Genomic DNA, 26,100 nt, shown 5'->3' with positions numbered 1-26,100 from the left:
TACTTCCGCTTCTATCCAATTTTTATAAACCCGAGCTTTTGAGTTCTCTCAACCGGTTCAGTTCTGACAACGAATAAGGCAGAAAATCGTCGACGCCCTGGCCATACCGGTGAAGATCACGAATAATGCTTGAACTGATTGGTGCAAGATTTGGAGAAGTAATTAAAAAAACGGTTTCGATCTCCTCATACACAAAACGGTTCACCTGGGCGATTCCGTTCTCATATTCAAAGTCAGTAGTATTCCGGAGACCTCTCAGTAGAAATTTCGCCCCTATTTCCCTTGCAATTCTGGCTGTAAGATCGTTATAAGTAATAACCCGGACGTTCTGTTCTTTTTCAAAAGTCTTTTCGATTAGCTCTTTCATGACATCCAGCGGAAAATAACGCTGTTTGCTTGAATTGTTTCCAATCCCGACAACCACCTCATCAAAAAGTCTTAATCCCCGTAAAATAATATCTTCATGCCCTTTTGTAAAAGGGTCAAAGGAGCCGGGAAACAACGCTATTCGCTTCATAAATTCAAATTAAAATCGGAGAAGTCACTGAATCAACCGCAATTATACCCAAATAATGAAAACGAAGTGGCCATCCACGCAATCCTAATCATTTTCTAAGTTATAAAAACCGGGTTTTATTTCAGGAAGATACCAAATAAGTGTTGAACAGCCCAAAATACCGGTGCCCGGGAATATCGCCGCAATGCGTACTGTAACGCAAAGTGGTGGGCCCATTACCGATCTGAAGGTTTGGAAAGAAACGGTTCAGTTCTATGAAAGCATCCGCTGTCGGACTTACTTCGCCATAACACAACACCTTCATATCTTCGGGAAGATAATTCAGCTCATTCAGCGCAAAAAGAACAATGTATGTCAGCTCCTGTGGCTGCGCATATTTGAATCTGTTGCACAAAATAAGCTGCTCGCTTTCCGTTACGATCAGCGTAAAATATCCCTTTTCAAGATAAATAGACACCATTTTCAACTCCTGATGTTCCGCATGGCTGACCAATGCGCCAATGATCAGCGGGCTGGTCAGGTGATAAAATGCGATATCAGACGACTCAAAGTGTTTAACCATCCAGTCATGCCATACCTTCGGAATACTAAAAACATTATTGGCATGAACGATCGGTAGCTCATGGTAAAGCACCTTTTCGTCCTGATTTACCGGATGTCCTAACGCAAATTCGAGATAACCCGGAGCCGAATCCTTCTCAAAAATAAGCGTCGGAATTAAACTGAACGCGTGTGAATTAATAGCGACCCTGACATTTTTCCAATGGTTGGAAGACCACAGCAAATGTCCGGTGAAAATCTTCTTTAATCTGTCGAAAACCTCGTCCTGACTCAGAACGACATCAAAATTATAATCCTCCAACCAGATGCATTCCATCCTTTCGTCCCTGATAATACAGAAACGTATCCTCCTTTCATCCACTTCAATGCATAACGTACAAAACGGAATTGCATCTGCATCAAATGAATTATCGCCCACCAAAAGCGTAGGGATTACTTCAATTGCCTGGTTCTCAATTTGTGCCACAATCTGATGTTAAATGATATTGCTAAACTATGTTACTAATTATTATTCTTTTTTCCAACATAACCCCTGATCGAAAGCAGGTCGTACAGTGTTTCACAATCCTTAAAAATGCTATGTACCTGCGTTTCGGGAAGCACCTTTATTTCAGACATGTCCATAAAACGAACATCCTGTATAATTTGGTTTCCTTTCGAAAATTCCGGGTCCGATCCGGTTTGTAAAGTTCCTGAGACGCTTTTTATCTGGAAGAACAACTCTACGGCGTGCAAAGGAGGCGCTACAAATTCATTGACGAAAAGCATATCCCCTACTTCCACTGTTAACCCCGTCTCTTCAAAAAATTCCCTCGATACTGCTTGCGGAGCACTTTCTCCGAACTGCATCCCTCCGCCGGGCGGGCTCCAGAATACCTTTTCAGGACCGACCAGTCTGTGGCCTACCATCAAAATCCGGTTATCGGTTATACAAATTCCACAAACCCGCATGCGCAGCCTGTTCCCATATAAATCAAGCAGTTCTTTTTTTCCCGGTTCCAATGATTATTTTTTTGGAGGGGCAAAGATAACCAACCTGTCAAACTTGACAAGTTATATGAAAATTTTAGATACTAAAAGATACGTCTCTGAAAGTTATTTCAGAGAAAACGGGTAATTCCAATACAAAAATTAAAAACGATCAGGCATAAGGGGTGCCTGAAATGTAGCCTTCGAGCGATTGAATGTGTGTCTTCTGCTCATGAATAATGGCCGAAACAATATCATTGATTGAAATGATCCCAACCAGTTCACCTTTTCTGTTCACCGGCAAATGTCTGATATGCTTGTCGGACATGATCTGCATACAGTCTTCAATCTTTTGATCGGTTTCTACCGTAATCACTTTTTCAGTCATAACATCCCCGATCAAAGTATCCCGGGAAGCACGTCCCAGCAGAATTACTTTACGCGCATAATCACGCTCGGAAAATATACCGATCAGTTCTCCGTCTTCAAGAACCAGGACAGCACCGATATTTTTTTCTGCCATGAGCTCCAGTGCCTGAAAAACAGTTGTCTCTTTTGTGATAGAGAAAATAGCGTCAATGGACTTGTTGGCGAGCACTTGATATACTTGCATAGATGTTCAGGTTATGATTAAAAGTTGAACTGGAAAACTAATATATAAATTTGCTATGAAAAAATCCAATAAAATCAATGTATATTTTTGTTATCAGAGCCCGACTTTGATATTCGGCTTCCATCCCGTAGTTTCGTGCCCATGGAAGCAGACCAATTATTACCATCCCAGCGTTTAGTTAAAAAATTTCCCTTTCGGCCGACAAAAGGACAGTTACGCTTTTTTGCCCAGACGGATGATTTTTTGATTGAGGAAAGCGGGCTGGAACGTTACCGTGACTGCTTTTTGCTTAAAGGTTATGCCGGAACAGGAAAAACCACCATTGTCAGTACTTTAATAAAGATACTGAAAAATTATGGCTTCAAATCCGTTTTGCTTGCTCCCACCGGGCGCGCAGCGAAGGTAATGTCCAATTACGCCGAGAAAATCGCGCTCACCATACATAAGAAAATATACAAACAAACCTCGGATTCCTTTTCCGGAAACCTGACTTTCGAACGCCAGAAAAACTACCACGACAACACGTTGTTTATCATCGATGAAGCTTCGATGATCAGTGACGAGGCCGACTATGGAAGCCGGAGTTTGCTTGCTGATTTGATTGAATTTGTCTTTGAAAATCCGGGAAACAAATTGATGCTCATCGGAGATATGGCGCAGCTGCCGCCCGTTGGCAAGGCATTAAGTCCTGCTTTGGATAAGGCTTATCTGGAAAAGAACTTCTATATGTCGGTTTTTGAGGAAGAACTGACCGAGGTTATGCGCCAGGACGAACAATCGGGGATTTTGTTTAATGCCACGGAACTTCGCGAAGAACTGAAAGAAGAAAAGCCTAACATTCAAATCCAGACAAAATCGTTTCGGGATACTTTCAGGATGACGGGCGAAAAGCTCGAAGAAGGACTTCGTTACGCTTTTGATAAATACGGACAGGAAAACACAATTATCCTGACGCGCTCCAACAAATCGGCCGTTCAATACAACGAATACATCCGCCGGTCGATTAATTTTTCGGAAGAAGAACTCGACGCCGGTGACAGGTTAATGGTTGTCAGGAATAACTATTCGGTTCTTGATGAAGACTCCCCTGCCGGATTCATCGCAAACGGTGATTTTGTTGAATTGTTAAAAATAAAACGGACCCAGGAAATTCACGGATTCCGTTTCGCGGATGTCGTGCTGCGCTTGACAGATTACGAAAAACAGCCGGAATTTGAGGCAAAGATCATGTTGGATACCTTGCATTCCGTTTCACCTTCCATGTCCACGGAAGATAACCGGAAATTATATGAAAGTGTTTTGGAGGATTATTTTCATATCAAATCAAAAAAAGAGCGCATGGAAGCACTGAGAAAAGATCCTTATCTCAATGCCTTGCAGGTAAAATTCGCCTACGCTTTAACGTGTCACAAAGCGCAGGGCGGCCAGTGGAGTGCCGTATTTATTGACCAGGGATATCTACCTGAGGAGCAAATTAATAGTGAATTCATCCGCTGGCTTTACACCGCAGTCACCCGGGCAACCGATGAAGTTTTCCTGATGAACTTTCACGCGCATTTCTTCAAAAGCTAAGCTGTTTTTAATCGACTGCTGCTGCTCTTTTCAACCGGTCATTGATCGCCCTTCCAAGATGGATATTCGGAACAAGTTCTGCCAAAATCCTTTCAACAGGTTGCGCGTCCAATTCGCGCAAATAAGCAAACAAATTGTGCGCCGCCTCTTTCAGATCTCCCTGTGGACTTAAAAGTCGCTGATATTTCCTGTCAATCCCTTCAATAAACTGGTCAAACAAAAGATAACCCGTTGCTTGATCATAAGTTGACGAAATCGTTTTCCTGTCCTGTAAAAAGAACGGCTTACGCGGTGCATAATGACTTTTGAGCATGCCCGGCGCCTGCGGATTCGAGGACGAATGCGGCATAAGTCCCACCGCTCCCACGACCTCTTCAATCGCTTCAATCGACAGCCCGCCTAGTCTGTAAACTGTCGGCACGCCCTCGACAAACCCGATAATCGTGGATTCAATGCCAATACCACACTCTCCGCCGTCAAGAATGTAGGGAATTTTTCCACCTAACTGCTGACTGACATGCGCGGCGGTGGTTGGGCTGATATACCCGAAAGGATTTGCACTTGGCGCGGCCAGTGGAAAATCCAGTTCGGATAACAAGGCAAGCGTCAGCGGATGGTTCGGAATCCTGACTGCCACGGTATCCAGCCCGGACGTAACCAGATCAGGAATGATATCTTTCTTGGGTAAAAGTAAAGTTAATGGTCCCGGCCAAAATTTCTTCGCCAGTAAAAAAGCCTTTTCAGGTATTTCCTGAACATATTGTTTAAGCTTTTCAAGTGAATCCGTATGTATAATTAACGGATCAAACGATGGACGGTTTTTTGTTTCAAAAATGGATAAAACCGCCTCTTCATCCAAAGCGTTTCCTGCAAGTCCGTATACAGTTTCGGTAGGAATAGCGACTAATTGTCTTTTTTGTAGAAACTCCTTTGCCAGATTTATGTCCTTACCAATGATAGCCAAAATGTTATTCTCGTTTTTTAGACTACAAAGGTATGGAAAACGTTTTTATTACGCATTTGAGACGTACTTTTTACGCCAATTTCAGTATTATTATTGTCGGGAAATATTAATTTCCCCGTTGGAATCCGGTCATTTCTATAATACCGGGGTGAATGCATCCGATCCACAGCTATTCCGTTTAGATTCTTTTTAAATTAGTTTCAAAAGCAATCCAATGGCTGACTGTTTTGTTTTACATGTTTATATTTATTGATTAAATAGTATTTTCTAAATCAATCCTTTACTATGTTCCAAATTAAAGAACAACCTGCTGTTTTTGATGTCTGCATTATAGGATCAGGGGCAGGAGGCGGGATGGCTGCTTACCAGCTTGCGAAAGCTGGTGCCAAGGTAGCCCTTCTGGAGGCTGGTGGTTATTTTGATCCGGCTGACCCTAAATACATTACCCAGTTAAAATGGCCCTGGGAATCGCCTCGCCGTGGCGCAAGCACGACCCGTCCTTTTGGCGATTTTGATGCGGCATGGGGTGGATGGGAACTGGATGGAGAGCCTTATACACATAAAAACGGGACTAAATTTGACTGGTTCCGGTCGCGGATGCTGGGTGGGCGTACCAATCACTGGGGAAGGATTTCTCTTCGTTTTGGTCCAAACGATTTTAAAAGACATAGTATCGACGGACTTGGGGATGACTGGCCTATCAGTTATGACGACGTAAAACCTTACTATGACCAGGTCGATAAGCTGATTGGTGTGTTCGGCACCGTGGAAAATATGCATAACGAACCCGATGGAATTTTTCTTCCACCGCCTGCGCCACGTTTGCATGAACGTTTCATTAAGAAGGCCGGAAAAGCAGCCAATATTCCTGTTATCCCATCACGCCTTTCTATCCTGACTAAACCGATTAACGACCAGCGCGGCGTGTGTTTTTATTGCAGCCAGTGCGGTCGTTCATGCCAGGCTTACGCCGACTTTTCTTCTTCATCGGTATTGGTTATCCCTGCCCTGAAAACCGGAAATGTCACATTGATCAACAATGCCATGGCGCGTGAAATCCTGACGGATGCAAACACAGGTTTAGCCACAGGCGTTTCTTATGTAGATAGAGAAAAATTAACCGAGCATACGATCAAAGCAAAAGTAGTTGTTTTGGCAGCCAGTGCCGGGGAATCTGCGCGTTTGTTATTGAATTCAAAATCAGGCAGACACGAAGGTGGTTTGGCGAATTCGAGCGGTGTGGTCGGTAAATATCTTCATGATTCTACCGGAGCTTCTCGCAGCGCATTCCTTCCACATTTGATGGACCGTAAACGCTATAATGAAGACGGCGTTGGCGGCATGCACGTGTATACACCTTGGTGGCTGGATAACAAAAAACTGGATTTCCCAAGAGGTTACCACATCGAGTACGGTGGTGGTATGGGTATGCCAAGTTATGGTTTCGGATCTGGTATTGAAGGATTAAACGGTAAATACCCGACTGCAAACGGAACAATGAAACAAGCGGGAGGTTACGGCGCATCGCTTAAAGAAGACTACCGTCGTTTCTATGGTGCTTATGTCGGCATGGCAGGTCGTGGCGAAGCGGTACCGAACGTTAATAACTACTGTGAAATTGACCCGAACGTAGTTGACAAATACGGTATTCCGGTCTTACGTTTTAACTACAACTGGACGGATTACGAAATCAAGCAAGCCAAACACATGCATGAAACATTTGAAGAAATGATCCATGCGTTGGGTGGTGTGGCATTGGGAACAAAACCTGGTGCGGATACCAACTATGGCATTGCTGCGCCAGGACGGATTATTCACGAAGTTGGAACGGTGCGTATGGGTGATGATAAAAAATCGTCTGCACTTAACAAGTTCTCTCAGGCGCATGACGCTAAAAATGTTTACGTGGTTGATGGCGGATCATTTGTTTCTCAGGCTGACAAAAACCCAACCTGGACGATCCTTGCACTTTCATGGAGAGCATCCGATCACATTATTGATCAGATCAAACAAAAGAATTTATAATCCCTGTCTTCTCCGGTTGACATAAATGATATAAAAATGAAACGCAGAGATTCATTAAAAGCACTAACACTTAGCTCCCTGGGCTTTGCGGCCATGAACCCGCAGGAAGCGCTTGCGGAGGCTCGGGAAATTGAAAGCCAGTTACCTCCTGAAACACCCCTGAAAATTCCGGGAGGCCGTCAGAAAGAAGAGGCAATTCGCGATGCCAGGCTGATGAAAGAAAAATTCTTCACAGTATCCGAGTTGGCTACCATTAAAATATTAGCCGATATCATTATTCCGGCCGACTCCAAGTCAGGGAGTGCTTCGGATGCAGGAGTTCCTGCATTTATCGAGTTTATCGTAAAAGATATGCCGCAGCACCAGGTTCCAATGCGTGGTGGATTGAAATGGCTTGATCTGGAATCAACCAAACGTTTCAAAAAAGCATTCACCTTACTGACACCGGCGCAGCGGATAGAAATTGTCGATGATATTGCCTATCCGGAGAAAGCTAAACCGGTTTATAGCCAGGGTGTCGCATTTTTCAATCTGATGAGAAACATGACTGCTTCCGGTTTTTATACCACAAGGATCGGCATCGATGACATCGGATATGTGGGTAATACGCCGAATATGTGGTCAGGACCGCCTGAAGAAGTATTGAAACAATACGGATTTACAAAAGAATAATTACCGAGTACAAAAAAGAGAGCGGCCATCAATTTTTAATTGATGGCCGCTCTCTTTTTTGTACTATTTATAAAAAACGCTTAATACAAAGCCTTACGCTGTGCTTTAACCGTCTCGTCTTTAAGGAAATCATCGTAAGGCATTAGCTTGTCCAAAATACCTTTTGGTCCGATTTCGATGATACGGTTTGCAATCGTGTGAACGAACTGGTGATCATGAGAATAAAACAACAGACATCCGGAGAAATCAATCAGACCGTTGTTAAGCGCTGTGATGGATTCAAGGTCAAGGTGGTTGGTTGGGTCATCCATGATCAGGGCATTGGATCCCGAAAGCATGGTACGCGACAACATACAACGCACTTTTTCACCTCCTGAAAGCACTTTCGCCTTTTTCAAAGATTCCTCACCCGAGAAGAGCATACGGCCCAGGAATCCACGGATAAAGCTCTCATCTTTTTCTTCGGAATATTGACGAAGCCAGTCAACCAGGTTCAGGTCAACATCAAAGAAAGAGGTCGGATCCTTTGTGAAATACGATTTGGTAATCGTTACTCCCCAGTTAAAGTCACCTCTATCCGCTTGCTGTTCACCATTTAAAATATCAAAAAACGAACTGATTGCCAAGGTATTACGACTCACAAAAGCGATTTTATCGCCCTTATTAACGCTAAAACTCATGTTGTTAAACAATGCCACTCCGTCCTCTGTCTTTTTTGACAACCCGTCAACAGTCAAAATCTGGTCACCAACCTCACGTTCTGATTTGAAAGCAATGTATGGATACTTACGCGAAGACGGCTTGATATCATCAATGGTAAGTTTTTCCAGCAATTTCTGGCGCGACGTAGCCTGCTTGGATTTTGAAGCATTCGCGCTGAAACGGCGGATAAAGTCTTCAAGTTCTTTCCGCTTTTCGTCTGATTTTTTATTCTGGTCCTGGCGTTGTTTCATCGCCAGCTGGCTTGATTCATACCAGAACGAGTAGTTACCGGAGAACATCTGTACTTTACTGAAATCGATATCAACAATATGCGTACAAACTTCGTCCAAAAAGTGTCTGTCGTGAGAAACAACAATGACCGTATTTTTGAAATCAGCCAGGAAGTTTTCCAGCCATAAAACCATCTCAACGTCAAGGTTGTTGGTAGGTTCATCGAGCAAAAGTACATCCGGATTGCCAAAAAGCGCCTGCGCCAGCAGGATGCGGACTTTGATATTGGTGTTAAGGTCACCCATCAATGTACCGTGTACTTCCTCTCCTATGCCCAAACCACTTAACAACTGTGCGGCTTCCGTTTCTGCTTCCCAACCGTTAAGATCTGCAAATTCAGCTTCAAGATCAGCTGCCTTCTCTCCATCGGCATCCGTAAAATCTTCCTTTTCATAGATGGCCTCACGCTCCTTCATGATTTTGTAAAGACGTTCGTGTCCCAAAATCACCGTATCCATGGCTGTATATGCGTCAAATTCAAACTGATCCTGCTTAAGGAAAGTCATCCGTTCGCCAGGATTCATGCTAATCACACCCGTTTGAGCTTCAATTTCGCCAGAAAGAATTTTTAGAAATGTTGATTTACCTGCTCCGTTTGCACCAATTATGCCATAACAGTTTCCAGGTACAAATTTTATATTTACTTCGTCAAATAACACCCTTTTGCCGTACCGCAAGGATACGTTCTGAACCGTAATCATCTTAAAACTGATTTTTTATGAATGAAAGTGCAAAATTACGAAAAATAGAGGGATTTTCTATGCCCTAAAACTGGGGATATCCCCAGTTTTATACAAACATAACAAACAAAAGAGGCCGATTTACAACCGGCCTCTTGCATTCAAATATATTTTCAACGTTTAATCAGAGAATCACACGCAAAGTATGGGCTCCTTTTCCAACGCTTACCTTTGCTCCTTGTTTTTTCAAAGCCGGTGCATCTCCTTTTGTTACCGACCAGAATTCAACCGCGCCATTGCCGTTTCCGTATTCCAAAAACTCATAAACCGACACAGCCAGGTTTGATCCGTCCTTATCAAAAACCACGCTTTTTGGATAAATTCCTTCAAATGGATAGTCAGAAACTTTTGTCAAAGCGCCGTCACCAGCCAGTTTGAATAATGACAATGAACTTCCTGTTGCGGTGCCAGCCTCAGACCATGGGTGACCACTTTTTGCAGCATTTACCGTCACGAGCGAAGCCGCATCAGGGCTTATTGCAAAAGAACCTGTATTCAAACCAACGGCAGTTTTGCTGGCAATTTTGTGTTCAGCGGCTCCGTCCATAGAAAAATCAACTACAAATAACTCTCCTTCACCCGCTGCTTTTCCGGCCGCACCTTTTGAATCGAGCACAAAATAATGTTTCCCATCTGGCGAAAATTTACCAAAAGATGGTTCCGTTCCTACCTGTATCGGCTTTCCAACCAACTCAACATTTTTCAGTTTACCAGCTTCACGCAACACTTTATACAAACCTACCTCATGTGTTTTACCCAAAGTAAAAGCAATAAAGTCGCCTGATGGATGCCATGAAACGTCTACAATTTTATTTGTCGAGTCAATACCCGATGGCAGGTTCAGGAATCTTGCAGGTTTTCCGTCCGGTGCAGATTCAATAAAGACAAGATCCTTACCAGTCTGACGCGTAGAAATAATCAACTCATTTTTATTGATATCGATGGCAGTTGGATATTTCCCAACAGGAAAACCAAATTTCGCTTTTGGAGCTGCCAGATTGGCGATATCTACCACAAATAATTTTTCACCTGCGGGAAATTCCAAAGTGGCATCCTTATACTCGGCAACGCCATCATCCGGACGCAAACGGCTTTCCAGCACATAAGCCAATCCGCCATTCGCAGGAACCGCGATTGTCTTTGCTGAACCTAATGCTGAATTCGACACCAACGCCGTGCCCACCGACTTACTGCGTTCAACCGGAAATTTAATTGATGTTAAAAGATCTTTTGCTGTGTTGTCTCTTAATAGCTTTCCATCAACTAGCGCCGAGGCCGACATATCAGCATCAGAAACAACCACAAGGCCCCGGGCGTTAAAATTAACAGGCGATTGAGCGACAGCAGGAACGGCTCCCAAAGCCACTAAACCGGCAAATAATGCGACTTTTTTCATAGAAAAAGAAAGATTTAGATAAATTGAATTTTAATAAAAAACATAAAGTGTCCTTATTAAAAGAAACCCTGTAAGCCTGTTTTAAGGTGTTACAAGGTTTCTCTTAACCGTTTGCAATATATCATATAAAACATTTAATCTACAAGATTTACTCTCGTTTCCTACGCCATTTTTATTTAAATGTATTTTTCTTCTCGACATTGTTAACATTTTGAGGTTGTTATTGCAAAAATCATAAGCTATCCATTTGGTAATAACACAGAAAACCCCGACAGTAAAACTATCGGGGCAAATATCTTTGTAAAAAAGCTGCTTATGCTGCTATCGCCAATGAATTAACCAATTTGGCCAATTTCGATTTTTGGTTAGACGCTTTTTTCTTATGGATAATGTTTTTCTTTGCCAAACGGTCCAACATAGAAGAAACTGTTTTGTAAACTTCTATCGCAACAGTTTTGTCAGTCGTTTCACGCAATTTCTTTACGTAAGAACGTGTTGTCTTATGTTGGTAGCGATTACGCAAACGCTTCGTTTCGTTGGCACGAATTCTTTTTAATGCTGATTTATGATTTGCCATCTTATAATGTTGATATTTTTCAATTCTTAGAATCGGTCTGCAAAAATAGGCATACCTTATTAAAAACGCAACTTTAGTTAGAAATATATTTAAAGAAAACCATATTATCTACTTCACCAAACGCTGTACATCTGAAGACAGATATTCTGCCACGCGCGCTTCCAACTCGGAAACCGGAATGTTGCTCAGCAGCTCGCCTTCGACAGCAAGCGATATCTTACCTGTCTGCTCCGAAATTACAATCACCACAGCATCAGTGGCTTCGCTCATTCCCATGGCAGCTCTGTGACGAAATCCCAGCGAACTGGGCACATCCACACCGTCGGCAACAGGTAACACGCAACGTGCCGCCTTAAGTCTGCCATCAACAATGACAACAGCGCCATCATGCAGCTCGCTATACTGATTAAAAAGTGAAACAATTAAAGGTTTTGACACGCGCGCATCAAGCATTTCACCCGTTTCAATAAATTTCCCAAGATCATCCCGCTTGTTCAGGACGATTAACGCGCCGTTGAAATTGGATGCGATGGTCTTGCTGGCATCTATAATTTCTTTCAGATTTTTGTTTTTTAAGTCTAAAACCGTGCTTCCAAGTATTTTTTTCAAAAACTCATTGTTTGTATAAATGGTCGATTTTCCAATGATCAAGAGGAAACGCCGGATCTCCTGCTGAAAAATAACGATCAGCGCCACGGCCCCCACGCCCATAAAATATTGCAGAATAGCCGTCAGCAGCCCCAATCCAAGGCCTTTTACAACCAGATAAAAGACGTAAACAAACAAATATCCTAAAAAAACCCTGCTTGCTATACTGCCCCGAACAAGAAAATAAATCTGATAAAGAAGTATCGATACCAAAAAAACATCCAGAATATCAGTCCAGTTAACATTCAAAAAACCAACACGCATAAGAAATTCAATATTATTTCACGACTAAATTACTAATTTTTCATTCATACCGCTAGTAGCCATCCATAGTTTTACAGCCTCAACGGCCGGTTTTACATCATGAACACGCAAAATAGACGCGCCCTGCTGTAAAGAAATCGTATTTAAAACTGTGGTTCCGTTTAAAGCTTCCTCCGCGGTAATCTTTAAGGTATTGTAAATCATACCTTTCCTTGATATCCCGACCAACAGCGGACAACCCAGTTCATGAAATTCAGAAAGATCTTTCATCAGTGCAAAATTTTGAGCCGTAGTTTTTGCGAAACCGAAGCCCGGGTCAATAATAACGTCTGAAACACCTCGCTGACGCAAGGAAATCAATTTTTCCTGCAATTCCTGTAAAATCCGGGGCACCAGAAAATCATAATCCGTCAGTGTATTCATCGTTTGCGGCGTGCCTCGCATGTGCATTAATATATACGGTACACCCAACTCCGCCACAACATCAAACATTCCCTCGTCCAGCAACCCACCGGCGACATCATTAATAATATGTGCCCCGTTCAAAACAGACTGCCTTGCCACTTCTGAACGAAAGGTATCAACAGAAATTATAAGTTCAGGAAAATACTTATTTAGCTGCTCAATAACCGGCACAACACGGTCCATTTCCTCACTTTCGCTGACCTCCTTCGCGCCCGGCCTGGTCGAGTAGCCACCGATATCAATCAAAACGGCTCCATCCTCCTGCATTTTTCGAGCATTCTCAACAACCGCATCCATGGACTTCATCCGGCTCTCCGAATAAAAAGAATCCGGCGTAATATTTAAAATGCCCATCACCCGCGGTATGGAAAGATCCAGTAACCGCCCCTGAATTTTGATCGTTTTTTTACTAACTTGCGCCATATAACAGCAATGATATTAGAATAAAAAGCGTGTTTTTCTCAATTAATGGTTGACGGTCGGTTTAGTACAGCAATTTCCTTCGATCAGACTAGCCGTTAATTTCAGAACAGCTCATCCAACATTATTCCTGTACATTTTTTAGAATTAATTAAGCCAAACACATTAAGTACGCGTGAAATCGACCGAAGCGGAATATCAGGAAATCATTCAGCATTGCCAAGATCTTTTTACAAAAAAAAACAAAGATTACGGAACTTCATGGCGCATTTTGCGCATTCCTTCTATAACTGATCAAATTTTCATCAAGGCCCAGCGCATCCGTACCATTCAGGAAAAAGGTGTGCAAAAAGTTAATGACGATATTTCTGGTGAGTTCATCGGAATCATTAACTATTGTGTCATGGCGTTGATCCAGGTAGAGCTTGGAACGGAGAAAGGAGAAATTGGCGCCGACGAACTGACGTCGTTCTACAACAGCCAGGTTAACGCAGTAAAAGAATTGCTGTTTAACAAAAATCACGACTACGGCGAGGCGTGGCGTGATATGCGGGTGAGCTCCATGACGGATATTATCCTGATGAAGTTATTAAGAATCAAGCAAATTGAAGATAATGAAGGCTTTACGCTCGTTTCAGAAGGTGTAAAATCAGGTTATCAGGACATCATCAATTACTCGGTATTCTGTCTGATTAAGTCAAACGGTTTACATACAAATTAAAACGAAAACGACGGCTGCCTAACAAATTACCAAAAATGAAGATTCTTGCACATGTTTCCCGGATTATTGTAGGGTTATTATTTATTTTTTCGGGGTTGATCAAATTGAACGATCCCGTCGGTACCCAATACAAGCTGGAAGAATATTTTGAGGTTTTCGCAACCGACTTTTCGCATTTTCAGCATTTTTTTGAAGCGCTGATCCCGTTTGCACTTTACTTTTCAGTATTTCTTTGCGCTGCGGAAGTTGTGCTGGGCATCGCTTTGCTTGTTGGTTATAAACCCAAAACCATATCCTGGCTGCTCCTACTGATCATCGTTTTCTTTACTTTCCTTACTTTCTATTCGGCTTACTTTAATAAGGTGACGGATTGCGGCTGCTTCGGGGCGGCGATCAAGCTGACACCGTGGACATCGTTTGGCAAGGATGTGTTCTTATTGATTCTGATCCTGATCATTATATATAAGCGAAAGATTTTCAAAACGCAGCCTACCGGTTTTATTGTCGCACTTTCTACCCTGGCTTCTTTGGGGATAGCGGTTTATTCATTGAGACATCTGCCCATTCTTGATCTTCTGGCATACCGTGTAGGAGCCAACATTCCGGCCCAAATGAAACCATCCGAACCTTTGCGATATAAATATATTTTCACCATAGGAGGCAAAGAAGTGGAATTTGAGCAATATCCGACGGATACCACGATGGTATTTAAAGAAATGGTGGTATTGAACGAAGATGCCAAACCGACGATCACGGATTACAGGGTTTGGAACGATGCCGGTGATTTCACCGAAGAGACTTTTAAAGGAAAGAAATTATTTCTGATCATTAAAAATCTGACAGACATCAACACGGCTGCTTTTCCGGATATCCAAAAACTGGTGAATGAAGTCAAAAAGAAAGGTGTGGAACCCATCGTGCTCACATCTGCCAGCAGCGATGAAATTACCCAATTCCTTACGCAGCATCAGCTTTCATTGCCTTACTATTTCGTTGATGCAACTGTTTTGAAAACAATCTCACGCTCGAACCCGGGGTTATGGCTTTTGAAAGAGGGAACAGTGAAAGGCAAGTGGCATTATAACGACACGCCTTCTCCGGAAGAGGTTTTGGAAGAGCTGGTCAAATAAATTCACCTGTCCATTTCGCCATCTGCTTTTCGTTACAACCTAATTATTGCTGTTTCTGTATTGTAATTCATGAAAAATATATTTCTAATCGGGCTGCCCTCTTCCGGTAAGTCTACTTTGGGAAAAAAACTTGCCCGGCTCCTTGACTATCGCTTTGTCGATATGGACAAACTGATTGAAAAAGACCAGGGCATGACGATCCACGAGATTTTCACACAAAAAGGTGAGCCTTATTTCAGAGAAGTTGAAAGCCGGATTTTAAAAAATACAATCGAAAACCGCAGCGTTGTGATTGCCACCGGAGGCGGAGCGCCCTGCTTCTTCGATAATATGGATTTCATTAAAAAGTCGGGGATCAGTATTTTTCTGGATGTGCACCACGTTGAACTGGCCAAACGTATTCAGAACCATGGCAAAGATGACAGGCCTTTGTTATCCGGCGCTGCGTCACTTGAAAACGAGCTTGAACAAAAATATCTGCAACGATTGCCCTTTTATTCCCGCGCAGATTTTACGTTGTCCGGCGATAGCGACGTTTCTCAACTCGCGGCCATTGTCCAGCCACTTTTATAACAAAAAAAGCTGAGCCCTTAACGAGCTCAGCTTTTTTACGGCTTTATTTTCCTAAAAAAACGTCCCCACGGATAATACGATATTAACCATGTGGTTGTTTATTTTGGCGGAAGCATAATCCGCCGAATTGTTCAGAAAATAGGGCGTGTACACGGACTTAAAGGCATTGTAAGTTCCTGAAACATCAGCAAAGAAACGGTCGTTACGTACACCGGCTCCTATCGACAATAGGAGTTTGTCTCTGTTGATACCATCTGAATTGATCTTATAAGGATCCGAAAGGTAAGCCAATCCCAAACGGCCTCTCAGCATCCCAGCACGGTATTCCCCGCCAATACGCGCATTCACACCACCTTTGTAAGTGTCTTTAATCTCCGCTTTGTAATCATCCTTGAAGGCCTTGTTGTCTGCGCTGGAAGTGTAGAATTTTGTTCTGACCCCCATAGCACCGTAACCAACATACTCAAGTGAACCCGTAATAAAACCTTTGTTGGAAAGGAAGAAAGTAGCACCCAAAGAACCCCGGAACGGGCTTGTGATCGAATATTCAAAATCATTTGGTGCGACAGGAATAAAAGTATCCGTTGGTCCGGCTTCATTCCCTTTGTCATCAACCAAAGATCCTTTGATGTAATCTGCCTGAAGGCTTTGGTTGAAAGTCTCCTTCATGGCCATAAAAGTAGGCGATGTCAACGACCCGCCAAATTGTAAGATCGGAGACACCTTGTAAATAATACCAAAACTTGCATTAATCCCGTTACCTCTTACGGATAAATCTTCATTTGCCGTCGCACTTCTGAAAATAGTTGGGTCTGTGAAATTATCGGTAAAAGAATGCGAGTAATCATATTTGATCCGGTTAAAGCCAACCGATCCGCCCACATATAACTTATCATCATAATTTCCGGCGTAGGTAATATTCCATTGCGTCTGCGCTCCGGTTGACTCAAAAACGCCGGTCTGTAACGACGAACTCTCCCTGTCATCCCTGAAATAAGGTGCACCGGCTGAATTGGAATAAATATATTTCATGCCATAATACGCTGCCGCTTCCGAATAAGCCAGCGGCTGATCGTTCGGCGTACCTGGCAAATAATCGTTATTCAAATCAGAAACCAATAAATTTCCATTACTGGCATTATCCACCACTTTGTCAACATAGGCGCTTCTGTTATTTTGCCCTGCGTAGCTAAACCTGTTTTGGAACGACTGCTGGCGGGAATAAGATATTCCCAAAGAAGACCGCTTCCATTTTCTCTGAAAACTTGGCTGACTTGTTATGACCAGAGAAGCCTGCGCAATATTAAAATTGGCTTTGCTATCAGAAGTATTCTGCCCGATGTAATTGGTTTTGGTGCTAAAATTAGTGACGGACGGGCTCAGGCTAAGCTCCGATCTTGTGTAAAAACCTAACCCCGCAGGATTCCCGCTGATAGAACTGGCGTCCCCGCCAAGTGCCGTATGATTTCCGCCAAGTGCCTGAAAACGTGCGCTTCCTGTTTGGTTAATCTCTGAAAATCTGAATGCGTCGGAAGCATATTGAGCAAAGGTTGGAATGGAAAGCGTTAAACTGCAAAATAGTCCAATCCATATTCCCGGTTTTTTCATGACAATTGTAGCGTTTTTTATTTTAATATATTGGTTATTAAACGAAGACCCTGCAAAATTATGACATTTTGCAGGGTCAATTTATGTCTTTAAATTACAAAAATCATTCCTGATATCAGCGTGGACCTCTTGATGATGAAGAACGACCACCTCCGCCGCCTCCGCCACTACTTGGCGCACTATAACTTGGTGCACTGTAAGACCTGGTTGGCGCGCTGTAAGTATTGTTGCTTCTTTGAGGAGCGCTATAATTATTATTATTGTCATAACTTCTGGTAGGCGCCTGATAGGTCTGCGTGCTACGTGAAGGTGCCGAATAATTAGACTGGCTTCTTGAAGGTGCCTGATATGAATCATTGCTGTAAGTTCTCGTGGCACGTGAAGGCGTGTAAGTATTCACATTATCCGAAGAATAGTTGCTGCCAGCTGATGATCTCGGACGGGAATAATACGTATTTCCGTCGCTTGTGTTTCCACCTCTTGAATAACTTCTTGTATTGGTATTGCCTGAATTTGCATCAGAAGCACCTACCCGTCCGTTGTTTGAATAACCACGGCTGCCAGATGAAGACCTTGGCGACGTGTAATAAGTATCACCGCCAGAAGTTCTTGCACTACGCTCTCTTGTCGAATTTGAAGAACGCGGGCTGTTTACAAAACTTGAATTATAACGTTCCGAAGTTCTCGCGTTTGCATTGGAAACCCGGTTGCCGTAGGTTCTCGCATATCCTCTTCTGTCCGTATTGTTGTTGACAATAATTACAGGACTGCTGTATGCCCATGGATTGTATCCGAAGCCATAACCGCCGTATCCGCCGTAACCTCCCATGCCGTAATAGCTATCATAACCATAAAGTCCCGATCCGTAGCCATAACCAAACGGATCATACCCGTAAGGACTGTAACCGTACATCGAAGAATATGGAGAATAGCCACCGAAGCCATAACCAAGGCTCATGTAAGGGCGCATTCTGAACATGCTTCCAAAACCAAAGCCAAGTCCCAGACTCAAACCGCTACCGCCGAAATAAGGACTAAAACCTGAATACGGTGTGTAGCCGTAATACGGATTGGATAAACGTGTGGCCTGATTAAATCCGTCCGTAAACCCTGCGTTATAACCCGCAGAACTTGACAAATTCCGTTGAACACCACGTGCCGACAGGTATGAATCATCATAATAGTCCGCATTTCCATTCGCCTGTTCATCCGTGTATTCCTGATAATCAGGGTTATTGGAGCGCGACAATTGTTCTGAGGCGCGTCTGTCTCTGTTATTTTTTGTAACTACTCCTGAATTTGGATTACCTCCGTAAAGGTCGTCATATCCTCCCTGAGATGCATATTGGTTGTTGGTGCAGGCACCCACGCCAAAAAGCAGTATCAGTGAAAGATATTTTAAATTATTCATGCTCCCCATGGCTCTTAGTTATTTAGAATGTTGTCTCTAATATACAATAATTTTTATACCGGACTGTGAATAAAACATCATTAGTATGACATTAATTCCAAAGTTAACATAAAAAACTATCTTTGCAACTTCATTAAAAAGCGAAGCGACAAACCGTCATACTCCTTTCCATTACATAATATTTACGAAGAATGAGTAAAGCCTTACCAACCCGCAGTGAAAATTACTCCGAATGGTACAATGAACTTGTAAAAAGAGCCGATTTGGCTGAAACTTCCGCTGTTCGTGGCTGTATGGTTATCAAACCTTACGGTTATTCGATCTGGGAAAAAATGCAGCGTGCGCTGGATGACATGTTTAAAGAAACAGGTCATTCCAATGCCTATTTCCCCTTATTTATCCCGAAATCATATCTGAGCAAAGAAGCTTCACACGTAGAGGGTTTCGCAAAAGAGTGCGCGGTTGTAACACATTATAGATTAAAGAATGACCCGAATGGCGGCGGCGTGATCGTTGACCCCGACGCAAAACTGGAAGAAGAACTGATCGTCCGGCCTACTTCGGAAACGGTGATCTGGAGTACTTATAAAAACTGGATCCAGTCCTACCGCGACCTGCCTTTGCTTATCAACCAGTGGGCGAATGTTGTTCGCTGGGAAATGCGTACCCGATTGTTTTTAAGAACAACCGAATTTCTTTGGCAGGAAGGCCATACGGCACATTCTACCTCAGCAGAAGCGGTAGCAGAAACAAAACAAATGCTTGAAGTCTATGCGCAGTTTGCAGAAGAATGGATGGCGCTTCCGGTTGTTAAGGGCGTAAAAACGGCTAATGAAAGATTTGCCGGTGCAGTGGATACCTATTGTATTGAAGCCTTAATGCAGGACGGAAAAGCACTTCAGGCCGGAACTTCACACTTTCTGGGCCAAAATTTCGCCAACGCGTTCGACGTTAAATTTCAGGACAAGGAAGGAAAACTGGAATACGTTTGGGGAACTTCATGGGGTGTGAGTACGCGTTTGATGGGTGCGCTGATCATGGCACATTCGGATGACCAGGGCTTGGTTTTACCTCCAAAACTTGCGCCGATCCAAGTGGTTATTGTTCCTATTTACAAGAATGAAGAGCAACTGGCCCTGATTTCTGAAAAAGTTGGTGAAATCACCAAACAATTGAAGAAGAGAGGAATCAGCGTTAAATTTGATAACAACGACGCCTACAAACCAGGTTATAAATTTGCCGAATACGAATTGAAAGGTGTTCCGGTTCGTTTGGCTATGGGTGCTCGCGACCTTGAAAATAATACCGTTGAAGTAGCCCGTCGTGATACCAAAACAAAGGAAACTGTTTCCCTGGAAGGCATCATCGACCACGTCAGTGATCTATTGGATAACATTCAGGAATCCATTTACAACAAGGCGCTGGCTTTCCGTGAGGAAAATACTTTCAAGGTGGATACTTTTGAAGAATTTAACAAGGTGCTTGATACCAAAGGTGGTTTCATTTTAGCGCACTGGGACGGAACTTCCGAGACTGAAGAAAAAATCAAAGAGGAAACTAAAGCAACGATCCGCTGCGTTCCTTTGAATGCTGTGGAAGAAGCCGGTGTTTGTATTTACACGGGTAAACCTTCGACGCAGCGTGTTGTTTTTGCAAGAGCTTATTAATTGCCTTTGTAACGCGTCAAATCACCAATAACATATTTTTTTACCAATAGATTCTAATAAAATGAAACAAGCACAAGCAGGTGATACTGTCCAGGTACACTACACAGGCACTCTTCCGGATGGCCAACTGTTTGATTCCTCGGCAGGACGTGAACCATTGTCTTTTCAATTGGGAAGCGGGATGGTGATCAAAGGCTTTGATGACGGTGTTACCGGTATGGCCGTTGGAGACAAAAAGACCATCCATATCCCTAACGAAGAGGCATACGGCCCTCTCAATGAAGATATGATCGTTAACTTTGACCGCAGTCAAATTCCTTCTGATATTCCTTTGGAAGTAGGCATTACGCTTAATATGCATCAGGATGGCAATGGCCAGGTAATTCCGGTGATCGTTAAAGAAGTGACGGAAACGCATGTACTTCTTGATGCAAACCATCCATTGGCAGGTCAGGACCTGATCTTTGAACTGGAACTTGTAGGTATTGAATAGTATTTCAATAGATAAAAAAACGGGGCTTCGAATGTCAAAATTCGAAGCCCCGTTTTTTTATCTCGCTACTCACCCCATTTAAGGCTATACAATTCGGGTTTTCCTTTTTTTAATTTCAATAACACCTGTTTCTCGGCCAGATCGTTCATCATCCGCTCGGCTCTTTTTTCTGAAATATTGATCATCCGAGAAAACGCTTTTGCATTGATTGAGTCGTACTCTTTCAAATATTGAACCAGTGTCCGCACATGTCGGGAAGCCAGCAGCGTTTTCGTATCAATATCGCTTTCGCCTTCAATAAACAGTCTTAAAGTCGGCACACTTTTGTCTTTTACGCGGATATAAATCATCCGCTGCCCTTTTTCATTGATCGCATAATGCGGCCGTTCCTGGCTTTCGTCAATCTCGACCCTCAGCAGAACCCGGTTGTCCAGTTTTTCTGATTTGAAGCGGACCGGTATCATCTTGTCAACAAGCTGGGTACAGGCTTTTTCCAGTTTTTCCAGTTCGTTTAATTCAGATTTTATGCCCAGCAACTCCCGGTTATCCCCTACCCCGACCAGCAAAACGCCACCGGAAGTATTGGCAAAGGAAACAATCGTTTTGGCAATTTTATATGGACTATCAATCGTTCTTTTGAATTCAACGGTTAACCCCTCTCCCTCCTTGATTAATTGTACTGTACTTTTTTTCATGCTTAAATTAAACCATATTTTTTACCCGGCAACGACTTTACAACGCCCTGAAATTCTAGGTTCAAAAGTAGCGTCGCCAATTTATTTAAATGCATCCCGCTCTGCCACGACAATTCATCAACCTGCATCGTCCCCTGCCTCCTCAGCAAAGATAAAACCTGCCCCTCGTCCTGCGTAAAACCATCAAATACCAGGCTTGACTCGCCCGGACTGCTCACCTTATTAACACTTACAACACCTTCTTTGTTCTTCGAGCTCCATCCGATCGCCTCGGCCATATCCTGAACCGACGTAAAAATCGACGCTTTATTTTCCCTGATCAGCTGATTACACCCTTCTGACTGCGTACTGGTAATATTTCCGGGTACTGCAAAAACTTCCCGGTGATAATTTTGTGCAAATTCAACGGTGATCAGACTTCCTCCCTTGTTCGCAGATTCCACCACAATGGTGATATCACTCAATCCGGCAATGATTCTGTTTCTCGCCGGAAAACGCATAGAATCCGGTTTGGTCGCCAGGGCATTTTCTGTTACCAAACCTCCGTTCCCCTGCATTTCCTTAGCCGTTTTCTGATGTATAGCGGGATAAATCACGTTTAAACCGCTGGCCATTACACCAATGGTTGACAGGCCATGTTTCAGGCTAGCTTTGTGCGCCGTGATATCCACCCCGTAGGCAAGTCCGCTCACCACCAGCGGACCATAAGGTACGAGATCCCTGATAATTGTTTCCGTAATGCCTTTTCCGTAGTCGGTGATCTGCCTTGTACCCACGATGCCCACCGTCCGATGGCTGTTGTAATCGAAATGACCTTTGGAGTAAAGTACAACGGGCGCGTCGTAAAGCGATTTTAAACGGCTCGGATAAGCATTATCAGAAAAAAAATGAAGCGCAGCACCACTTTTAATGCAGTCGGTCCACTCCTTTTCAGCCTGGGCCAAGCCTTCTCTTTTTAAGATCAACCGGGCAACCTTTTCACCAACCCCGGGTATTTTTATAAGCTTTTTAAAATCCGCCTTAAACACTTTTTCCGCACTTCCACAGTAACTGATCAGCAACCGGATCGTCACAGAACCAATGCCCGGCGTGTTCACCAAAGCCAGCGTGCAAAGCTTTTCACTTTCGGGTAATTCCAGCATGTTATTTATAGTGTGTTTGAACTGCAAATTAAAAAATATGAACCATAAACCTCAATTCGATAACAATATATTCTCCAAAGTTCTGCTGGCATAAGATTTGCTTAATCCATTGAAAAATTCTCACATTTAAAATCCCAGATGAAAAACCCAGACACTAACGATACCGGCATTTTAGAACATTACGAAGGAATGGGAGCAGTTTGTCATCCTCAGGGAGTTTATTACAGGGTTTGGGCACCGCACGCCGACAGCGTTTCGGTCGTTGGAACTTTCAATGACTGGAATTCAGAAACCCATCCATTACAACCCGAAGAAAATGGGAACTGGGGAATTCTCGTAGAAAATTCGAAAGAAGGCGATGAATATAAATTTTCGCTAAAAACACCGTCAGGTGATTTTCAGCGAAAGGATCCTTATGCTTTAATGGTGACCAACTCAGTCGGGAACGGCGTGGTTTATAACCATGCAAGTTTTGACTGGAAAGACGCTCAATATATAATGCCAGGCTGGAATGAGCTGATTATATACGAATTACACATTGGAACGTTCCACGTAACAGAACAAAATAAGGTCGGCACTTTTTTCACCGCCATTGAAAAAATTGAGTATCTAAAAGGATTGGGCATTAATGCCGTAGAACTCATGCCCTGCTCCGAATTCCCCGGTGATCGTTCCTGGGGATATAACCCTGCCAATCCCTTCGCAATAGAATCTGATTATGGAGGACCTGATGGGCTAAAAGCATTCGTTAAAGCCGCCCACGAAGCTGGTATCGCCGTGATTTTGGATGTGGTTTACAATCATTTCGGACCGTCGGATCTTGATCTTTGGCGCTTTGACGGCTGGTCAGAAAATGATGGCGGAGGTATTTATTTTTACAACGACTGGAAATCCCACACACCCTGGGGTAATACCAGACCCGACTACGGGCGCGGGGAAGTGAGGCAGTATATCCATGATAACGCCCTGATGTGGCTAAGAGATTACCAGATCGACGGGCTGCGCATGGATATGGTCGTTTACATCCGGAATGTCAAGGCTGATGGCAATCCTGGAAATGATTTGCAAGACGGTATCTCACTGATGCAATGGATCAATAAAGATATTAAAGAGAATTTCCCGGACCGGATCACCATCGCCGAAGATATGCACGCGCTGGATTTCGTAACAAACTCGGTTGAAAACAACGGCATGGGTTATGGCTCTCAGTGGGACGCCGAATTTGTACATGCCGTTCGTGAAGCCATTATCACACCCGATGATAAAAACCGTAATATTCCGTCTATTGCAGACGCCATTACCAGCCGCTATAACACGGATTCGTTTCAGCGGATTATTTACACGGAATCCCACGACGAGGTAGCCAACGGACAGGCGCGAGTGGCCGAAGAAATTGCCGACGGCGACGTGGACAACTGGTATTCCAAGAAGCGGGCAGCGCTGGGCGTAGCTTTGGTATTAACTTCGCCCGGTATCCCGATGATTTTCCAGGGACAGCCGCTTCTGGAAGACAAATGGTTTTCGGACAGCGATCCAATGGACTGGTCCAGACTGGAAAGATTCAGCGGTTTTATCAATCTGCACCGCGATCTGATCCATTTACGAAGAAACTGGTTTGGCGTCACCGAGGGTTTGCAGGGACAGGAAGTTCAGATTATACGTGCCGATGACGAGAAAAAGGTCATTGTCATGCACCGCTACAAAAACGGCGGACCGAAAGACAGCGTTGTCGTCATACTCAATTTTTCAACAGAAACTTTTGACGATTACAAAGTCGGGTTTCCAAGGCCCGGCTCCTGGAAACTCCGTTTTAACAGCGACAATGAAAATTACGATGAGGATTTTTCTAACTTAGGCGTTTTCGATGTTTCGACCGTCGAAGGAGAATTTGATCAGTTACCCCAGCATGTTCCGTTGCAGATTCCACCTTACACGGCTTTGATATTTTCTCAGGAAGAATAGCCCATAATAACAAAAAAACTTCCCGGTTGGGAAGCTTTTTTGTTATTCAATAATCCTAAATAAACGGTTCCAGCGAATTTTATTTACAAAATCCAAAGGATCCGGATCAATAGACATCCACACAAATACCGCCTTTCCGACAATGTGATCTTTCGGAACAAATCCCCAATAACGGGAATCCGCCGAGTTATGCCGGTTATCCCCCATCATAAAATAATAATCCTGCCGGAAAGTATAATTGTCGATTACCTTTCCACTTTTAGTGACTTTTCTGTCTTTCACGATAATGTCGTCATTCCCATCAAAATACTGAATAATTTCGCCGTACAAGGCAATGTTGTCATCGGTTAGCCTGACATTCACTCCTTCTTTTGGTATAACGATCGGGCCATAGTTATCCTTGTTCCAGCCGAATCTTTCCGAATTTGGATAGAGATACGTTTCTTTCATCCCTTTCGGCAATACAGTCATCTGTACGCGTTTTACAAAGTCATAGGATTTTAGCTTTTCAGCAGTTTCAGCGGTAGTTTTGACTATATAACCTTGCTCGTCGTTAGCGGAAAGGCTGTCGTCAAATGTTTCCGTATAAGGCGAATACTCCGTAATACCATTCTTTTTAAAGATATTGGTTTCATTGATAGCGGTTCCTGACGAAACAAAATAATCACTTTGCAAGCCCTCCGGATTTTCACTTTTTGCCCCATTGACATACACCTGACCGTCTTTCAGTTCAAACTGGTCGCCGGGTTGCGCCACACATCTTTTGATATAGTTGGTTCGAAGATCGATCGGATGCGGTTTCAGATTGGGCAACACATGGCTGTATTTCTGGTAAAGACCCGGATGTTCGGAAGGGATATTGAATACCACCACATCGCCCCTTTTCACATCCGAAAAGCCTGGCAAACGGAATTTCGGCAAAGAAATCAAATCCATGTAAGATGGTATTTCGGTTCCCCACAGCGTCTGATGCGATAACGGGACCTGCAACGGCGTAATTGGCGTACGTGTGCCATAGTGTAATTTACTTACAAACAAATATTCGCCGACCAGCAGCGTATGCTCCATGGAGGACGACGGAATGACGAATGCTTCAAAAAATAGCCACCGGATCAGCGTGGCGGCAATCACAGCGAACAGCACAGAATCCAGCCATTCGCGGACAGCCGATTTTTTCTTCGTTTTCACAGGCGTACGCGGTGCTTCTTTATGAACAGGAGTTATCATGGCTTGTTTATATCTTTAACAATAGTACAGGATTCGCAAATAACATCCAAATTCTTATATATATAATTTTACTGT

24 protein-coding genes are annotated in these 26,100 nt (G+C 43.4%); 9 read left to right on the top strand and 15 right to left on the bottom strand.

Annotated features, from left to right (window positions below; genetic code table 11):
• Nucleotides 1-22: 22 nt before the first annotated feature.
• From coaD to RB622_RS16330, 4 genes are all read right to left on the bottom strand, one after another.
• Nucleotides 23-517 carry a pantetheine-phosphate adenylyltransferase gene (gene coaD, locus RB622_RS16345; RefSeq protein ID WP_308047648.1) on the bottom strand — a complete coding sequence of 165 codons (495 nt, stop codon included), beginning with the start codon at nucleotides 515-517 and terminating at the stop codon, nucleotides 23-25.
• Between the two features lie 121 nt (nucleotides 518-638).
• Complete coding sequence (locus RB622_RS16340) at nucleotides 639-1,544, bottom strand: DUF3822 family protein (protein WP_308047647.1); 906 nt, start codon at nucleotides 1,542-1,544, stop codon at nucleotides 639-641.
• A gap of 35 nt (nucleotides 1,545-1,579) precedes the next feature.
• Nucleotides 1,580-2,080, bottom strand: a complete 501-nt coding sequence (locus RB622_RS16335) for an NUDIX hydrolase (protein WP_308047646.1) — start codon at nucleotides 2,078-2,080, stop codon at nucleotides 1,580-1,582.
• Between the two features lie 139 nt (nucleotides 2,081-2,219).
• A complete protein-coding gene (locus RB622_RS16330) occupies nucleotides 2,220-2,660 on the bottom strand; it encodes a CBS domain-containing protein (RefSeq protein ID WP_308047645.1) in 441 nt (146 codons plus the stop codon).
• A 141-nt stretch (nucleotides 2,661-2,801) separates the two neighbouring features.
• On the opposite strand from RB622_RS16330, the gene RB622_RS16325 reads away from it, so the two are divergent.
• Nucleotides 2,802-4,232, top strand: coding sequence for an AAA family ATPase (locus tag RB622_RS16325; RefSeq protein WP_308047644.1), 1,431 nt, complete (start codon nucleotides 2,802-2,804; stop codon nucleotides 4,230-4,232).
• Between the two features lie 7 nt (nucleotides 4,233-4,239).
• Here RB622_RS16325 and RB622_RS16320 read toward each other — a convergent pair whose 3' ends face one another.
• Nucleotides 4,240-5,196: an L-threonylcarbamoyladenylate synthase gene (locus RB622_RS16320; RefSeq protein ID WP_308047643.1), complete on the bottom strand. Its 957-nt coding sequence runs from the start codon at nucleotides 5,194-5,196 to the stop codon at nucleotides 4,240-4,242.
• A 285-nt stretch (nucleotides 5,197-5,481) separates the two neighbouring features.
• On the opposite strand from RB622_RS16320, the gene RB622_RS16315 reads away from it, so the two are divergent.
• Nucleotides 5,482-7,221 (top strand): GMC family oxidoreductase, encoded by a 1,740-nt coding sequence (locus RB622_RS16315; protein ID WP_308047642.1) that lies wholly within the window; start codon nucleotides 5,482-5,484, stop codon nucleotides 7,219-7,221.
• 36 nt (nucleotides 7,222-7,257) lie between these two features.
• Nucleotides 7,258-7,893 carry a gluconate 2-dehydrogenase subunit 3 family protein gene (locus tag RB622_RS16310; protein WP_308047641.1) on the top strand — a complete coding sequence of 212 codons (636 nt, stop codon included), beginning with the start codon at nucleotides 7,258-7,260 and terminating at the stop codon, nucleotides 7,891-7,893.
• Between the two features lie 80 nt (nucleotides 7,894-7,973).
• Here the strand turns inward: RB622_RS16310 and RB622_RS16305 are convergent, their stop codons facing one another.
• From RB622_RS16305 to folP, 5 genes are all read right to left on the bottom strand, one after another.
• On the bottom strand, nucleotides 7,974-9,587 hold the full coding sequence (locus tag RB622_RS16305; protein WP_308047640.1) for an ATP-binding cassette domain-containing protein: 1,614 nt from the start codon (nucleotides 9,585-9,587) through the stop codon (nucleotides 7,974-7,976).
• A 163-nt stretch (nucleotides 9,588-9,750) separates the two neighbouring features.
• Nucleotides 9,751-11,022: a WD40 repeat domain-containing protein gene (locus tag RB622_RS16300; protein WP_308047639.1), complete on the bottom strand. Its 1,272-nt coding sequence runs from the start codon at nucleotides 11,020-11,022 to the stop codon at nucleotides 9,751-9,753.
• 313 nt (nucleotides 11,023-11,335) lie between these two features.
• Complete coding sequence (rpsT, locus tag RB622_RS16295) at nucleotides 11,336-11,599, bottom strand: 30S ribosomal protein S20 (protein WP_308047638.1); 264 nt, start codon at nucleotides 11,597-11,599, stop codon at nucleotides 11,336-11,338.
• Nucleotides 11,600-11,707: 108 nt separating this feature from the next.
• Nucleotides 11,708-12,511: a diadenylate cyclase CdaA gene (gene cdaA, locus RB622_RS16290; protein WP_308047637.1), complete on the bottom strand. Its 804-nt coding sequence runs from the start codon at nucleotides 12,509-12,511 to the stop codon at nucleotides 11,708-11,710.
• A 24-nt stretch (nucleotides 12,512-12,535) separates the two neighbouring features.
• Nucleotides 12,536-13,399 carry a dihydropteroate synthase gene (folP, locus tag RB622_RS16285; RefSeq protein WP_308047636.1) on the bottom strand — a complete coding sequence of 288 codons (864 nt, stop codon included), beginning with the start codon at nucleotides 13,397-13,399 and terminating at the stop codon, nucleotides 12,536-12,538.
• 172 nt (nucleotides 13,400-13,571) lie between these two features.
• On the opposite strand from folP, the gene RB622_RS16280 reads away from it, so the two are divergent.
• From RB622_RS16280 to RB622_RS16270, 3 genes are all read left to right on the top strand, one after another.
• Nucleotides 13,572-14,117, top strand: coding sequence for a DUF1599 domain-containing protein (locus tag RB622_RS16280; RefSeq protein WP_308047635.1), 546 nt, complete (start codon nucleotides 13,572-13,574; stop codon nucleotides 14,115-14,117).
• 35 nt (nucleotides 14,118-14,152) lie between these two features.
• The gene (locus RB622_RS16275; protein WP_308047634.1) at nucleotides 14,153-15,247 is read left to right on the top strand and encodes a BT_3928 family protein; all 1,095 of its coding nucleotides are present in this window, start codon (nucleotides 14,153-14,155) and stop codon (nucleotides 15,245-15,247) included.
• A 69-nt stretch (nucleotides 15,248-15,316) separates the two neighbouring features.
• Nucleotides 15,317-15,820: a shikimate kinase gene (locus RB622_RS16270; protein ID WP_308047633.1), complete on the top strand. Its 504-nt coding sequence runs from the start codon at nucleotides 15,317-15,319 to the stop codon at nucleotides 15,818-15,820.
• A 51-nt stretch (nucleotides 15,821-15,871) separates the two neighbouring features.
• Here the strand turns inward: RB622_RS16270 and RB622_RS16265 are convergent, their stop codons facing one another.
• Both RB622_RS16265 and RB622_RS16260 read right to left on the bottom strand, forming a co-directional pair.
• Nucleotides 15,872-17,428: a hypothetical protein gene (locus RB622_RS16265; protein WP_308047632.1), complete on the bottom strand. Its 1,557-nt coding sequence runs from the start codon at nucleotides 17,426-17,428 to the stop codon at nucleotides 15,872-15,874.
• 115 nt (nucleotides 17,429-17,543) lie between these two features.
• Entirely contained in the window at nucleotides 17,544-18,839 is a 1,296-nt protein-coding gene (locus tag RB622_RS16260; protein ID WP_308047631.1) for a hypothetical protein, read from the bottom strand.
• Between the two features lie 191 nt (nucleotides 18,840-19,030).
• On the opposite strand from RB622_RS16260, the gene proS reads away from it, so the two are divergent.
• Both proS and RB622_RS16250 read left to right on the top strand, forming a co-directional pair.
• Entirely contained in the window at nucleotides 19,031-20,506 is a 1,476-nt protein-coding gene (gene proS / locus RB622_RS16255) for a proline--tRNA ligase (protein WP_308047630.1), read from the top strand.
• Nucleotides 20,507-20,567: 61 nt separating this feature from the next.
• The gene (locus RB622_RS16250) at nucleotides 20,568-20,999 is read left to right on the top strand and encodes a peptidylprolyl isomerase (protein ID WP_308047629.1); all 432 of its coding nucleotides are present in this window, start codon (nucleotides 20,568-20,570) and stop codon (nucleotides 20,997-20,999) included.
• Between the two features lie 65 nt (nucleotides 21,000-21,064).
• On the opposite strand, the gene RB622_RS16245 is transcribed toward RB622_RS16250, so the two are convergent.
• Together RB622_RS16245 and dprA are read right to left on the bottom strand one after the other, a co-directional pair.
• On the bottom strand, nucleotides 21,065-21,694 hold the full coding sequence (locus RB622_RS16245) for an ATP-binding protein (protein WP_308047628.1): 630 nt from the start codon (nucleotides 21,692-21,694) through the stop codon (nucleotides 21,065-21,067).
• Nucleotides 21,695-21,696: 2 nt separating this feature from the next.
• Nucleotides 21,697-22,836, bottom strand: a complete 1,140-nt coding sequence (dprA, locus tag RB622_RS16240; protein ID WP_308047627.1) for a DNA-processing protein DprA — start codon at nucleotides 22,834-22,836, stop codon at nucleotides 21,697-21,699.
• Between the two features lie 138 nt (nucleotides 22,837-22,974).
• On the opposite strand from dprA, the gene RB622_RS16235 reads away from it, so the two are divergent.
• Complete coding sequence (locus RB622_RS16235) at nucleotides 22,975-24,798, top strand: alpha-amylase family glycosyl hydrolase (protein ID WP_308047626.1); 1,824 nt, start codon at nucleotides 22,975-22,977, stop codon at nucleotides 24,796-24,798.
• 42 nt (nucleotides 24,799-24,840) lie between these two features.
• Here RB622_RS16235 and lepB read toward each other — a convergent pair whose 3' ends face one another.
• Nucleotides 24,841-26,025: a signal peptidase I gene (gene lepB / locus RB622_RS16230; protein ID WP_308047625.1), complete on the bottom strand. Its 1,185-nt coding sequence runs from the start codon at nucleotides 26,023-26,025 to the stop codon at nucleotides 24,841-24,843.
• Nucleotides 26,026-26,100: the final 75 nt, after the last annotated feature.

Source organism: Dyadobacter sp. LHD-138 (genome assembly GCF_030929615.1).
Taxonomy (GTDB): Bacteria; Bacteroidota; Bacteroidia; order Cytophagales; family Spirosomataceae; genus Dyadobacter.
The sequence above is the reverse complement of the archived record's forward strand: the minus strand, read 5'-3'. Positions and strand labels throughout refer to the sequence as shown.

Excerpts from the sequence above, each read along its gene's own strand:
- RB622_RS16260 (WP_308047631.1), bottom strand. The coding sequence starts at position 18,839 with ATGAATAATTTAAAATATCTTTCACTGATACTGCTTTTTGGCGTGGGT.
- RB622_RS16250 (WP_308047629.1), top strand. The coding sequence starts at position 20,568 with ATGAAACAAGCACAAGCAGGTGATACTGTCCAGGTACACTACACAGGC.
- RB622_RS16235 (WP_308047626.1), top strand. The coding sequence starts at position 22,975 with ATGAAAAACCCAGACACTAACGATACCGGCATTTTAGAACATTACGAA.
- RB622_RS16265 (WP_308047632.1), bottom strand. The coding sequence starts at position 17,428 with ATGAAAAAACCGGGAATATGGATTGGACTATTTTGCAGTTTAACGCTT.
- RB622_RS16315 (WP_308047642.1), top strand. The coding sequence starts at position 5,482 with ATGTTCCAAATTAAAGAACAACCTGCTGTTTTTGATGTCTGCATTATA.
- RB622_RS16305 (WP_308047640.1), bottom strand. The coding sequence starts at position 9,587 with ATGATTACGGTTCAGAACGTATCCTTGCGGTACGGCAAAAGGGTGTTA.
- RB622_RS16325 (WP_308047644.1), top strand. The coding sequence starts at position 2,802 with ATGGAAGCAGACCAATTATTACCATCCCAGCGTTTAGTTAAAAAATTT.
- rpsT (WP_308047638.1), bottom strand. The coding sequence starts at position 11,599 with ATGGCAAATCATAAATCAGCATTAAAAAGAATTCGTGCCAACGAAACG.
- RB622_RS16330 (WP_308047645.1), bottom strand. The coding sequence starts at position 2,660 with ATGCAAGTATATCAAGTGCTCGCCAACAAGTCCATTGACGCTATTTTC.
- RB622_RS16275 (WP_308047634.1), top strand. The coding sequence starts at position 14,153 with ATGAAGATTCTTGCACATGTTTCCCGGATTATTGTAGGGTTATTATTT.
- dprA (WP_308047627.1), bottom strand. The coding sequence starts at position 22,836 with ATGCTGGAATTACCCGAAAGTGAAAAGCTTTGCACGCTGGCTTTGGTG.
- proS (WP_308047630.1), top strand. The coding sequence starts at position 19,031 with ATGAGTAAAGCCTTACCAACCCGCAGTGAAAATTACTCCGAATGGTAC.
- RB622_RS16270 (WP_308047633.1), top strand. The coding sequence starts at position 15,317 with ATGAAAAATATATTTCTAATCGGGCTGCCCTCTTCCGGTAAGTCTACT.
- cdaA (WP_308047637.1), bottom strand. The coding sequence starts at position 12,511 with ATGCGTGTTGGTTTTTTGAATGTTAACTGGACTGATATTCTGGATGTT.
- RB622_RS16245 (WP_308047628.1), bottom strand. The coding sequence starts at position 21,694 with ATGAAAAAAAGTACAGTACAATTAATCAAGGAGGGAGAGGGGTTAACC.
- RB622_RS16300 (WP_308047639.1), bottom strand. The coding sequence starts at position 11,022 with ATGAAAAAAGTCGCATTATTTGCCGGTTTAGTGGCTTTGGGAGCCGTT.
- RB622_RS16310 (WP_308047641.1), top strand. The coding sequence starts at position 7,258 with ATGAAACGCAGAGATTCATTAAAAGCACTAACACTTAGCTCCCTGGGC.
- coaD (WP_308047648.1), bottom strand. The coding sequence starts at position 517 with ATGAAGCGAATAGCGTTGTTTCCCGGCTCCTTTGACCCTTTTACAAAA.
- lepB (WP_308047625.1), bottom strand. The coding sequence starts at position 26,025 with ATGATAACTCCTGTTCATAAAGAAGCACCGCGTACGCCTGTGAAAACG.
- folP (WP_308047636.1), bottom strand. The coding sequence starts at position 13,399 with ATGGCGCAAGTTAGTAAAAAAACGATCAAAATTCAGGGGCGGTTACTG.